The sequence below is a fragment of the Burkholderia sp. Bp8963 genome (assembly GCF_003854275.1).
GTDB lineage: Bacteria > Pseudomonadota > Gammaproteobacteria > Burkholderiales > Burkholderiaceae > Burkholderia.
The window spans coordinates 69,107-81,752 of sequence record NZ_QTQP01000035.1; the positions used below are offsets into that span (position 1 = coordinate 69,107).

General features: G+C 64.4%; 10 protein-coding genes and 1 pseudogene. 3 read left to right on the forward strand and 8 right to left on the reverse strand.

Features of this window, described 5'->3' with window-relative positions:
- Nucleotides 1–63 precede the first annotated feature (63 nt).
- On the forward strand, nucleotides 64–1,536 hold the full coding sequence (locus DID96_RS25810) for an NAD-dependent succinate-semialdehyde dehydrogenase (protein WP_124602086.1): 1,473 nt from the start codon (nucleotides 64–66) through the stop codon (nucleotides 1,534–1,536).
- 139 nt (nucleotides 1,537–1,675) lie between these two features.
- On the opposite strand, the gene DID96_RS25815 is transcribed toward DID96_RS25810, so the two are convergent.
- Both DID96_RS25815 and DID96_RS25820 read right to left on the reverse strand, forming a co-directional pair.
- Entirely contained in the window at nucleotides 1,676–2,953 is a 1,278-nt protein-coding gene (locus tag DID96_RS25815; RefSeq protein WP_124602087.1) for an FAD-binding oxidoreductase, read from the reverse strand.
- A 112-nt stretch (nucleotides 2,954–3,065) separates the two neighbouring features.
- Nucleotides 3,066–3,470 carry a RidA family protein gene (locus DID96_RS25820; protein WP_124602088.1) on the reverse strand — a complete coding sequence of 135 codons (405 nt, stop codon included), beginning with the start codon at nucleotides 3,468–3,470 and terminating at the stop codon, nucleotides 3,066–3,068.
- A gap of 198 nt (nucleotides 3,471–3,668) precedes the next feature.
- Here DID96_RS25820 and DID96_RS25825 point away from each other — a divergent pair, with 198 nt between their 5' ends.
- Together DID96_RS25825 and DID96_RS25830 are read left to right on the forward strand one after the other, a co-directional pair.
- Complete coding sequence (locus tag DID96_RS25825; protein ID WP_124602089.1) at nucleotides 3,669–4,589, forward strand: LysR substrate-binding domain-containing protein; 921 nt, start codon at nucleotides 3,669–3,671, stop codon at nucleotides 4,587–4,589.
- 137 nt (nucleotides 4,590–4,726) lie between these two features.
- Nucleotides 4,727–5,857, forward strand: a complete 1,131-nt coding sequence (locus DID96_RS25830) for a DSD1 family PLP-dependent enzyme (RefSeq protein ID WP_124602090.1) — start codon at nucleotides 4,727–4,729, stop codon at nucleotides 5,855–5,857.
- 148 nt (nucleotides 5,858–6,005) lie between these two features.
- Here DID96_RS25830 and DID96_RS25835 read toward each other — a convergent pair.
- The 6 genes and pseudogenes from DID96_RS25835 to DID96_RS25860 form a co-directional block, all read right to left on the reverse strand.
- Nucleotides 6,006–6,191, reverse strand: a pseudogene (locus DID96_RS25835) (hypothetical protein); the annotation flags it as partial.
- A gap of 62 nt (nucleotides 6,192–6,253) precedes the next feature.
- The gene (locus DID96_RS25840) at nucleotides 6,254–8,068 is read right to left on the reverse strand and encodes a bifunctional protein-serine/threonine kinase/phosphatase (RefSeq protein ID WP_124602091.1); all 1,815 of its coding nucleotides are present in this window, start codon (nucleotides 8,066–8,068) and stop codon (nucleotides 6,254–6,256) included.
- Between the two features lie 17 nt (nucleotides 8,069–8,085).
- Nucleotides 8,086–9,519 (reverse strand): APC family permease, encoded by a 1,434-nt coding sequence (locus DID96_RS25845; protein WP_124602092.1) that lies wholly within the window; start codon nucleotides 9,517–9,519, stop codon nucleotides 8,086–8,088.
- A 149-nt stretch (nucleotides 9,520–9,668) separates the two neighbouring features.
- Nucleotides 9,669–11,021, reverse strand: a complete 1,353-nt coding sequence (locus DID96_RS25850) for an FMN-binding glutamate synthase family protein (RefSeq protein ID WP_124602093.1) — start codon at nucleotides 11,019–11,021, stop codon at nucleotides 9,669–9,671.
- A gap of 25 nt (nucleotides 11,022–11,046) precedes the next feature.
- Nucleotides 11,047–11,736 (reverse strand): protein glxC, encoded by a 690-nt coding sequence (locus DID96_RS25855; RefSeq protein ID WP_124602094.1) that lies wholly within the window; start codon nucleotides 11,734–11,736, stop codon nucleotides 11,047–11,049.
- The gene (locus DID96_RS25860) at nucleotides 11,724–12,632 is read right to left on the reverse strand and encodes a class II glutamine amidotransferase (protein WP_124602095.1); all 909 of its coding nucleotides are present in this window, start codon (nucleotides 12,630–12,632) and stop codon (nucleotides 11,724–11,726) included. The genes DID96_RS25855 and DID96_RS25860 overlap by 13 nt, the downstream gene beginning before the upstream one ends.
- Between the last annotated feature and the right edge of the window lie 14 nt (nucleotides 12,633–12,646).

Here is a 12,646-nt window from a genome sequence, read left to right on the forward strand (position 1 = left end):
TGCAGTCCGCGCGGGGCAGCCGCGCGCACACCGCCGCCGAACGGCTTCATCCAAGGACCTGTCATGCCGCTTACGCTGTCCCGAACCGAACTGCTGCGTACCGCCAACCTCATCGACGGCGCATGGCGCGATGCGCTCGACGGCGCTCGCTTCGACGTCGCCGATCCGGCGACGCTCGACACCGTCGCCCGCGCCCCCGACAGCGGCGCGGCCGACGCGCGCGCCGCGACCGACGCGGCCGCACGCGCGCTGCCCGCATGGCGCGCGACGCCCGCTCGGGAACGCGCCGCGATCCTGCGCGCCTGGCACGCGGCGATCGTCGCGCACACCGACGATCTCGCGAAGCTGATGTCGCGCGAACAGGGCAAGCCGCTCGCCGAAGCGCGCGGCGAAGTCGCCTACGGCGCATCGTACGTGCTGTGGTTCGCGGAGGAAGCGACGCGCACGTACGGCGACCTGATTCCGCCGCAGCAGCGCGGCAAACGGCTGAGCGCGGTCAAGGAGCCGATCGGCATCGTCGCCGCGATCACGCCGTGGAATTTCCCGCTCGCAATGATCGCGCGCAAGATCGCGCCCGCGCTCGCGGTCGGCTGCACGGTGGTCGCGAAGCCGGCGGAGGACACGCCGCTGACCGCGCTCGCGCTCGCGTTCCTCGCGCAGGAAGCCGGCGTGCCGCCCGGCGTGCTGAACATGATCGCCGCGTCGCGCGAGCGCGGCATCGACGCGGTCGCCGACTGGCTCGCCGACGGCCGCGTGCGCAAGATCACGTTCACCGGATCGACGTCCGTCGGCAAGCTGCTCGCACGCGAATCGGCCGCGACGCTGAAGAAGCTGTCGCTCGAGCTCGGCGGCAATGCGCCGTTCATCGTGTTCGACGACGCCGAACTCGACGCCGCGGTCGACGGACTGATGGCAGCCAAGTTCCGCAACGGCGGCCAGACCTGCGTGTCGCCGAATCGCGTGTACGTGCAGGCCGGCATCTACGATGCATTCGCCGCGAAGCTCGCCGCGCGCGTGGCCGCGCTGAAGGTCGCGCCCGCGACCGATCCGGCCGCGCAGATCGGCCCGATGATCAACGCGCGCGCGGTCGACAAGATCGCGCGCCATGTCGGCGACGCCATCGGGCGCGGCGCCCGCGTGCTCGCGGGCGGCAAGCGCCTGCCCGAACTCGGGCCGAACTACTACGCGCCGACGGTGCTCGCCGACGCCACCGCCGACATGCAGCTCACCTGCGAGGAAACCTTCGGCCCGGTCGCCGCGCTGTTTCCGTTCGACACCGAGCACGAAGCGGTCGACGCCGCGAACGACACGCCGTTCGGGCTCGCGGCGTATTTCTATACGCAGGACGTGCGGCGCATCGCGCGCGTGTCCGCACGGCTCGAAACAGGCATCGTCGGGATCAACGAAGGTGCGCTCGCGAGCGAGGCTGCTCCGTTTGGCGGCGTGAAGGAATCGGGCTACGGCCGCGAAGGCTCGCGCTACGGTCTCGACGACTACCTGTCGATCAAGTACCTGTGCCAAGGCGGCCTCGACTGAGTCGTGCCGAATCCGCGAACGCCGTCGATGCGCGGACTGACGGCGCGCTGCATTCGATGCACGAGCGCAGCGCGCCGCTGATCGTCGCCGGTCCGCCATGGCGACGAGGCAGGCGCGAACGTCACCATGCGCAACGAATTCATTGCAGGGTGTCCTTGAGTCGGTACCATGCGCCGACAAACGGCAGAAACCATGGCTTTCCGAAGTGCCCGGGAATCGCCGGCCAGTCGAAGCCTTTCCACGGGTTGAGATCGGCGCGTCCGTCCATGATCTCCGCCATCAGCGTGCCCATCAGCGTGGCCATGTGCGTACCGTGGCCGCTATAGCCCATCGAGTAATACACGCCGTCGCGCTCGCCCGCGCGCGGCAGCCGGTTGGCCGTCATGTCGACCATCCCGCCCCAGCAATAGTCGATGCGCACGCCGGCCAGTTCGGGAAACACGACGGCCATCTGCTGTCGCAGGATCAGCCCGCTCTTTTCGTCCGAACGCGGGTTCGACGTCGCGAAACGCGCACGCCCGCCGAACAATATCCGGTTGTCGGGCGTCACGCGAAAGAAATTGACGAAGTTCTTCGTGTCGGTAACCATCCGGCGCGTCGGCAGCAACCGGTCGAGCAGCTCGCACGGCAAAGGCTCGGTAACGATGATGAACGCGCCGACCGGCACGATCCTGCGGCGAATCCAGCCGAACGGCCCGACCTGCGAAATGCCGCTTGCGAGCAGCACCTGACGCGCACGGATCTCGCCGCGCGGCGTTTGTGCCGCGTATGTGCCGCCCGCTTGCCGCTTCAAGCCGAGAACCGGCGCATGCTCGATAAAGTGTGCGCCGCGCGCTTGAGCAGCGTTCGCGAGTCCACGCACATAGCGGCCGACGTGCATCCCGGCACTCTTCCTGAAGATCAAGCCGCCGTGATAGCGGTCCGAGCCGATCTCGTCACGAAGCGCTGCCTTCGTCACAAGGCACGTATCAGGGTCCACGCTCGCGGCAAGCAACGCCTGACTGCGCGCCAGCTTATCGAAATGCTCGGGCTTCGCTGCGAGCTTGAGCTTTCCGCTTCGAACGAAATCGCAATCGATCGACTCTTCCCTGACCAGCCGCTCCACCGTGTCGACGCCCGCATCGAACGCGAGATAGAGCCGGTTGGCCAATTCCGTGCCGATCCGCTGCGAGAGTGAAGCGTAATCCTGCGCGAAGCCGTTGTTGCACATGCCGCCATTGCGGCCCGACGCCGCATGCCCCACGGTCCCTGCTTCGCAGACAATGACGTGCGCGCCTTTTTTGGTGAGCGCCAAGGCAGCCGCCGAGCCTGTGATCCCCCCGCCGACCACGACCACATCGCAACTTCCGCCGTGCATGTCAGGTGAGTTGCTGACGAATGGCTCGGACGTATCAAGCCAGTAAGAACCGAAATGCATGACTCACTCCAAAGCTGGCGGACGGGTGCTCATACGCGGCACCGTGCGCGCAAGCGGCAAAAATCTGTTCTACCAAATATTGCAGCTCCGCCACGAGCGCAACTGCTCGAGGCTATACCACCGCAACCGCTTCGATCTCAATCTTCAGACCGAAGTGCAGTGCCGGAACCGGCACGACGGCGCGAGCGGGTCTCGCATCGCCGGCCCACCGCGCGTAGATCTCGTTGAAACTCGCCCAATGCCCGACATCGACGATATAGACGCGGACCTGGGTCAGTTTCTTGACGTCGCTGCCTGCACCGACAAGCGCGGAAGCCAGATTTGCCAAAACCTGCTCGGCCTGCGCTTCGAAAGACCGGTTCGTGAGTTTTCGGCCGGTCGCGTCGATCGGAAGTTGGCCCGACACAAAAATCAGGCCATTTGCAATTGAAACGTGACTGTAGTGGCCGCCCGGCGTTGCCAGCCCAGCTGGGTTGATCGTTCGAGGGTGCTGCGTACCGTGTCCATACTGATCCATGAAGGCCACTCCAGGTCGAATAAGCCGGCCGTCCGCTGCGCCGTGCCAAGCGGGCAGGCTGTCGGTTTTTTAGCGCCGCGCCAGTCCTCCGGCAGCGTCGATCGGCCCACCGCGGTTGCCAGCCGATGCAACGTACTATAGAAATAAATATTTTTGTCGTGTTTAATAGCCAATGAATCCGTCGTTAGCGAGTTCTTAATGCTTCAACTGGAAGACATGCAGTTGCTCCGTGCGCTTGGCGTATCACAATCGCTTGCGGCAGCGGCCAGGTTATTGGATCTAACGCCGCCCGCGGTCACGGTACGTCTTCAGCGCATCGAAGAACGTATGGGGGTGAGCCTTGCGACGCGCGCGGCCAGAGGCATTTCCCTCACTGACGAAGGCGATCGCCTCGTTCAGGAAGCGATCGAAATCCTGGAGCGGATCGAGTCCATTCCGTCCCGCGTCTCGGGAGAGTCGAGCGGTGTAAGCGGCCATTTGCGCGTCGTAGCACCGTTCGGGTTCGGCAGGGAATATGTCGCGCCGCTCGTTCGAGACCTGCATCGCTCGCACCCCAATCTGGCGATTTCGCTCGTTTTGGTCGAAAGTCCGCTCGCTGCCGCGTCGGGTGCCGACGTGGTCATTTCAATCGGCCACATCAAAGGGTCCTCCTGGGTAGGACATTATCTGGCCCCGAACGACCGCTTCCTTTGCGCGAGCCCCGCACTTGCGCATAGCCTGTCAGGGCTTAAGCATCCGTCTGAACTCACCCGGCACGCATACCTGTCTTTACGAGAAAACGATGAAGACGTGACGCGTCTGCGTTTCACTCAATACGACGCTACAGGTAAACGCATAAGCAAGGCCGTAACGGTTCGGTTGAACAGCGCCTTGTCTTCGAACGACGGCACCGTGGTGAGGGATTGGGCGGTTGACGGCCTCGGCGTTGTCGCGCGATCCGAATGGGATTGCGCGCGGCTGATCGCAGAAGGAAAGCTGAAGCGCGTGTTGCCGGCATGGCGCCTTGAACCCGCGCCGGTCATGGCGCTGACGCCCACGCGTCAGGGCTTGACCATCCGTCAGCGGGTGTTTCTGGAAGCCGCGAAGCAAGCCTTCGACCCAGTGCCCTGGCGGAATTGACCCAGCATTGAGCGTTGCTTAAAGGTCGATTTAGCGGCCGTTAAGCACAAGTTCGCAGCGAACTCCTATAGTGGCTTCTCCCCACGCGCGACACGGAATCGAACACCGATCGCGCGAATAATCGGCAGGAGCCACAGATGAATCTGGAGTCGTTGAATACACCCGCTGCAGTGATCGATGTCGCGCGCATGCAGCGCAATATCGAACGCATGCAGCAACGCATGAATGCGCTCGGCGTGAGGTTCCGTCCGCACGTCAAGACAACCAAATGCGAGCAGGTGGTCCGGGCACAAATGGACGCCGGTGCACGCGGCATCACCGTATCTACACTTAAGGAAGCCGAAGCGTTCTTCGCAAGCGGCATTCGCGACATCGTCTACGCGGTGGGCATGGCCCCGACGAAACTCCCGCAGGCACTGGCGCTGCGCCGACAAGGCTGCGACCTGAAGATCGTTGCCGACAGCGTCGCCTGCGCCGAGGCCATCGTTGCATTCGGCCGGGAACACGACGAACCGTTCGAGGTGTGGATCGAGATCGACGTGGATGGCCATCGCTCAGGCATTGCACCCGGGGAAGACACACTTCTCGCTGTCGCAGCCACGCTCGCCAACGGCGGGATGCATCTCGGCGGCGTCTTGGCCCATGCGGGTTCCAGCTATGACTACGACACGCATGAGGATCTCGTCCGCATCGCGGAACAGGAACGTTCGGGCTGCGTGCGCGCCGCTGAGCGCATTCGCGCGGCTGGCCTGCCGTGTGACGTCGTCAGCATCGGATCGACGCCGACCGCGCTAGCCGCCGAACATCTGGAAGGCGTGACGGAAGTTCGCGCAGGCGTCTACGTGATGTTCGATCTCGTCATGCATAACGTGGGCGTCAACGACACGTCCGAGATTGCCTTGAGCGTATTGACTACTGTCATCGGCCACCAAAGCGAGAAAGGCTGGGCCATCGTCGATGCGGGCTGGATGGCAATGAGCCGCGACCGGGGCACCCACCGCCAGAAGCGCGATTTTGGCTACGGCCTCGTCTGCCTCGAAAGCGGGGAGGTGCTTGGCGAGTATCTGATGAGCGGCGCGAACCAGGAGCACGGCATAGTGTCCCGGTCAGGAACGCCCGATCACGAGATCGAGCAGCGGTTTCCAATCGGGACACGTCTGCGCATCCTACCCAACCACGCGTGTGCCACTGGCGCGCAGCATCCCGCCTATCAGGCCGTCGGTCCTGACGGAAGAGTCGAAACCTGGCCACGCTTCTATGGCTGGTAAGCCAGGCGCTGGGCGCGAATCTCGGCGCGACGCCGCCGCGTACGAAGCGGCGGCGTCGCGTGGATTTCACAATCGAACGTGCTGACCACCTTCGCCAAGCCGCCAAACCGGAAATCGCCGAAGCCGTCGGACACGGCTTTGGCCACCAAGAGCGGGACTCGCCCAAAGGTTCGATGCACTTATGCTGCAGCGTAATCATGCGGTGATTGACCGTGTTGAAGCCGTGATGTGCGTAGCCAGCGGAATTCGACCATTCGCCGATGTCCCACCGTTCCAGCGACGTGCATGCAGGCAGAATGATGTCGGCGAACTCGGCTTCGCCCTCCATCCAGACCCCTACGTCACCCGAATTGCACTACCGTTCATCCCAACATCATCCGGCTTACCGGCAATCCTTCACCGAATTTTCAACAGCACCGCGAACAACACGACGAGCAGCAATACCGACACCATTTGCCAAAACAGCACGGGCTCGCGTTCGAGCAAAGGTGCGGGCCGCACCGGTTGCGCGGCGGTTGAGTCCGCGGAGAATCGCTCGAGATCGGAGCAGACTTCGAGCACGTCCTGATAACGGCGCGCCGGATCAGGCTGCAGCGCTTTCTCCAGTATCAGATCCAGCCACACCGGTGCGTCGGGCCGATGCTGATAGACCGGCACTCGCCCATTGAATCCGTACGGAAACTTTCCGCCGCTGAACAGGCGATAGAGCGTCACACCGTACGCGAAAACCTCGGAGCAGGCATCGCCCTGCGCGCCCCGCATCAGCTCCGGCGCCATATAGGCGGGCGTGCCGGGTGAAGCGTCCGGAACCGGGACACCGATGCCGGGCATATAGGCAAAACCGAGATCCAGGAGTCGCGTGCTGTTGTCGCGCATGACCAGCACGTTCTCGGGCTTGATGTCCCGATGATAGATATTGCGACGGTTCAACGCATGGATCGAGTTCCCAAGCCGCCGCGCAATCTCGAACGATTGCGCGAGCGCGAGCGGCCGTGGCGAAGTCAGAATTTTTTCCAGCGTGACGCCGTCGCCAAGCGGCATCACAACGTACAGCCGGGTCTGGCGGTCGGGGTCGATCGGCATCGGCGCAAGCACGCCCTCTTCGTCGATCTTTCCGGCCAGCCAGCGCTCGCGCACGATCGACTGGCGGACGTTCTCGTCCTGATCGACGCGCGGCCTCGGAAACTTCAGCGCGATCGGCGTCGACGGATTGGCAAGATCGTGGCCGGCAAAGATGCGCGAGTGAAAGCCGTCGCTCAGCACTCGCGTGAGCGCGTAGCCGTCGATCACGTCGCCTGCCTGCGGCACCGCGGGAATGGGCAACGCGCCGACCACACGTTCGAGGTAACCGAGATCGACAGTGGGCAAGGTGTCCACGTCGATGACAGCAGCAGTCGCATCGTCCGACGAATGGCGCGCATCGGCGAGCGCGACGAGCTTTTGCGCCGCCGCCAGCGAACCCTTCGTCTGCAACAGAACGGCGTGCATTTCCCGCATCGGAATGCGGCGATAGAGACCATCCGAACACAACAGCAGACGGTCCTTCTCACGAAGCTCGAATGTTTCGACGCGCGTCACGAGGGCTGGCTGCATGCCTATCGCGTGTGCGACGTATGAGCCGAATGCTACCGGCACAAGGTCGTCGTTACCCACCTGCGTCAGCTGCCCGTCACGCAACAGGTACAGGCGGACGTCCCCGGCAGCCACCAGCCAGGCATTCGCGCGTCGCACGATCACCGCGGCAAACGATGCCGCCATCTGACTCAAACCCGGATCGGAGCGGCCGATCTGATGAAGCCAGCGATGTATCGATTCCAACGCACGGGCGGCGGCCACTTCGGGCTGCAGCGTGTCCGTTATCCCGTAGTAGGCGTCGATGAACGTCCGCACCGAAAGCTCCGCCGCTACGCGTCCGCCTTTGCCGCCGCTCATCCCGTCGGCCAGTGCGACCACGATTCCGCGCGCAACGCGCTCGGAAAGGTTCCCTGCCATGACGCCCGCGTAATCTTCGTTCGTCCGGCCCGCTCTGCTCGCGCGAGCCGGTGTCGACACACAGCCGACGCTGAGCGCCGCGCATTCGCCGCGCTCCGGCGCCACCGTCAGTTCGAATACGGTGTCCGGGCGATCGGGCCCACCGTTCGCCCGGCCGTCCGCTGCGTCGGCCGCACGCGCCTGACGAGCGACGGCCGGCCTGTCGAGGTCGGAACTCATCGAGAAAGCACGCGCTGTCACTTCTTGCCGAAGATTTCCGATTCGTTCGTTTCGAGGTCGTGCTCGATTCTGTCGAGCACCTGCGGCGAACGCCTTTTCAGCATCATCAACCAGATGACTCCGACCAGCATGTAGGCCACGAACAGATACGGCAGCACATTGTACGGATAATCCGGCACCGGGTAGACGCTGCCGATGAACGCGCCGATCATCGCGATCGCGCCGAGCACGCCCCAGACGACGTTGATCGCCTTGAGCTCACCCTGCTTTTTCAGGTAGATCGGCGCCGAAATCGAGATCAGGAAATAGGCGACCAGAAAACCGAACGTGGCGAAGGTGCTGGTATAGCCGAACGTGTTGAGCGGGCCGGCGCCCAGCATCGCGAGACACACGCCCAACGTGACGACGGCCGAGAACGCGACCGCGTAGTGCGGCGTCTGATGCGTGCGATGAACCATCCCCATCGAACGATGCACGAACTGATAGCGCCCCATCGAGAACAGCAGGCGGCTTGCCGAGTTCAGCGATGCGAGCACGCAGGCAAACGCACTGAACGACGCGATCAGGTAGAAGACCGGCCCGAGCGGCGACGCGCCGACGTTCGTCAGCAACGTCATCAATACCGCCGAGTCGGCGCCGAGCTTGCTCACGTCACCGTTGTAGGCCACGACCATCGCGTAAGCGACGAACATGAAGAAAAGACCGGAGAGCACGAGGCTCAGAATCACGGCGCGCGGGATCACGCGCAACGGATTTCGGGATTCCTTGCCGAGCGACGCAGCGCTTTCATAACCGACGAAGGAGAAGATCCCGAGCACCATCGCCTCGGCCAGGCCCTTCGAACTCGTGCCCTGCAGCGTGAGTTGCGCATGATCGACGATGTGATCCGGATGCAGCCAGAACACGTAGAGCAGCACGCCCATGACAATGACGACCGACGCCGCCTCGATATACAGCGAAAGGCGCGACGACAGCTTGATGTCACGGGCGGCGAGGAACCAGGCAAGCGCCACCAGCACGACGTAGACGGCGAGGCTCGGCACCTTGAAGCCCCAAGCCGCGCACGCATTCTGCACGAACACGACGCCCGCGGCGCCAACGCCCATCGCGGTGCCCGTATACGCGGCGATCAGCCCCCAGCCGGCAATACCGCCCGCCATGGGCCCTAGCGCGCGCGCGATGAAAATGAAGAACGATCCCGCAGTCGCGACGCGGCTCGCCAGCACGATGATGTTGAGGCTCACCAGCAACAGCCCGATCGTCGACAGGCCATAAATGAGCCAGGTCCCGGTGCCGGCCAGCGCCGCGATGGCGACGACGTTGATCGACGGCGTGAAGGTCGGCGACAGGTTCGCCACCGACTGCCCGATCACCTCTGAAAATCCGAGGCTTCCGTGGCGCAGGCCCGCATCCTGAGCAGGATTCGATATCCCTTGCGTTGAGCTATTCATATCGCACTCCACAATAAATGAACTTGATCGGAAAGACACGGACACTGCATCGGGCATTCCGCACACACGTCGAACTGCCCTATTCATCGCAAAGGATCGTGAACTCCACTGCGGCAATCGGGAAAATCAGGAAAAAGCACGGATCCGGATCAATGGCCCGGAATCCAGGACGTGCCCGCGAGCGGCACCCGCGCCATCGCGGCGGCCTCCACGGTCAGCGCCACGAGGTCCTCCGGCTCGAGGTGATGCACGTTCTGCTTGCCGCATGCGCGTGCGATCGTCGCGAGTTCCATGTTCAACGTCTTCAGGTAGTTCCGCACGCGGCGCGCGCCTTCCTCCGGCTCCAGCCGTCGTTCGAGCACCGCGTCCTGCGTCGTCACGCCAACCGGGCACTTGCCGGTGTGGCAGTGGTGGCAGAAGCCGGGTGACGTGTTCAATGCCGCGTAATCCGCTTCGGCGGAGTGCAGCATGCCGTTCTGGAAGTACCGGTCGCTGTTGCACCCGAGCGCCATCAGCACGCCCTGCCCGATGGCGACGGCGTCGGCGCCGAGCGCGAGCGCCTTCGCGACGTCGGCGCCGGTGCGGATCCCGCCGGACACGATCAACTGCACCGTGCCCTTCACGTTCAGATCCTCGAGCGCGTCGACGGCCTGGCGAACCGCGGCAAGCGTCGGTATGCCGACGTTCTCGATGAAGCAGGTCTGGGTCGCGGCGGTGCCGCCCTGCATCCCGTCGACCACGACGACATCCGCGCCCGCATGCACCGCGAGCTTCACGTCGTTGAACGTGCGGGTCGCGCCAACCTTCACGTAGATCGGGGTTTGCCAGTCGGTGATCTCGCGCAGCTCCTGGATCTTGATCGCGAGATCGTCCGGGCCGGTCCAGTCCGGATGGCGGCTCGCCGAACGCTGGTCGACGCCCGGCGGCAGCGTGCGCATCGCAGCCACGCGCGGGTTGACCTTCTGCCCGAGCAGCATGCCGCCGCCGCCCGGCTTCGCGCCCTGCCCGATCACGATTTCGATCGCGTCGGCACGGCGCACGTCGTCGGGATTGAAGCCGTAACGCGACGGCAGGCACTGGTAGACGAGCGTCTTCGACGACTGGCGTTCCTCCTGCGTCATCCCGCCGTCGCCGGTCGTCGTCGACGTGCCGGCCGCCGTCGCCGCGCGGCCGAGCGCTTCCTTGACGTTCGCGGACAGCGCGCCGAAGCTCATCCCGGCCACGGTGATCGGAATGTCGAGCACGATAGGCTTCTTCGCGAAGCGCGTGCCGAGCACGGTCTGCGTCGTGCATTTCTCGCGATAGCCCTCGAGCGGATAGCGCGACAGTGACGCGCCCAGGAACAGCAGGTCGTCGAAGTGCGGTACCTGGCGCTTCGCGCCGAGGCCACGGATTTCATACAGGCCGCGCTGCGCGGCCGCGTGGATATAGTCGATCGTCTTGCGGTCGTAGCCGTGCGACGCTTCGTGCTGCAAGCGGGCGAAGTGAATGGTCTTTTCCATGGCGGGTTCTCGATCGAGCGTGGATTCAGTATTCCTGGTTCGCGTCCGCGTTCCAGTGATAGAGCGTGCGGGCCGACGCGATGCGCTTGAACGTGTGCGGATCGTGATCCAGTCCGGCCGCGTCGAGCAGCGCCGCGACGGCGCTCACGTCGGCGCCGGTCATCGGCTCGAACCGCGCATCCGCACCGAGCGACTTCACGTCGCCCTTCACGTAGAGCACCGCCTCATACAGCGAATCGCCGAGTGCATCGCCCGCGTCGCCGCAGATCACCATCCGGCCGGCCTGCGCCATGAACGCGGAAAAACTGCCGACCGAGCCGCCGACCACGATGTCGCCGCCCTTCAGCGAAATCCCGCAACGCAGCCCCGCATCGCCGTCGATCACGAGCAGCCCGCCGTGCGCGGACGCGCCCGCGCCGTTCGACGCGAAGCCCTTCACGTGTACCTTGCCGCTCATCATGTTTTCCGCGACGCCCGTCCCGGCGCTGCCCTCGATGACGATCGTCGCGTGCTGATTCATGCCGCCGGCGTAGTAACCGGCGTGGCCATCGATCGTGACCGTTACGTCGGCATCGATGCCGACCGCGATGTTGTGCGCCCCGTTCGGCGACGTCACGACGATCTGCAGGCCGTCGAGCGTGTCGGCGCTGCCGTGCAGGTACTGGTTGACCTCCCTGACGGTCGTGCGCTCAAGGTCGAATGTCACGCGTTCCATACATACATCTCCTCGGGTGCGGGTTCGAATACCTTTGCATGCTTGATGTCGGGCAGATGCGCGAGCGAGCGGAACTCGGACGCGATCGCGACGTAGTCGTCGTTCTCCGCAACGACGGCGGGCTTGCATGCGAACGGGTCACGAATCAGCGCCAGCTCGGTCGGCGTGCCCATCAGGAACGTGTAGAAGCCGTCGAGCTCCTCGAAGCCCTTCTGCAGCGCGTCCGGCAGCGCGTCGCCTTCGCGCAGGCGCCATTCGAGGAAGCGGCACGCGGCCTCGGTGTCGTTGTCCGTGTCGAAGTGAATGCCCTTCGGTTCCAGCTTGCGGCGCACGCCGTACGGATTCGACAACGACCCGTTGTGGACGAGGCAGAAATCCTCGCCGGCCGTGAACGGGTGCGCGCGGTCCGGCGTGACCGCTGATTCGGTCGCCATCCGCGTATGGCCGACCAGATGCGAGCCCCGCAGGCCCGAGAACGCATAGCGATCGGCCACTTCGGCCGGCGCGCCGATGTCCTTGTACAGGTCGATCGAGCGCCCCGCCGACAGCACGTAGACCCGCGGATAGTGTTCGTGCAGCCAGCGCCGGACCGTCTCGGCCTGGCTCTGCACGGTCAGCACCGCATGATTGCGCTTCGCGTCAATGTGCGCCGTCACGTCCATCGACGCGTTGAGCCGGTCGGCCAGCGCCTCCCACGCGAAGTGCTCGCCTTCATCGGTGAAGCCTGAATACAGGCTCAGCTTGCGCTGGCTTGCATCGACCGACTTGCCGAACACCGCGAGCCCGGCCGAATCCGGGCCGCGCTCCGTCATGCCGATCAGCATCGGCACCATCAGTTCGCCGAGCCGCTCGCGCAATGCCGGCGTCTTCACCAGCAAACCTACGATTCCGCACATGTTGCTTTCTCCTT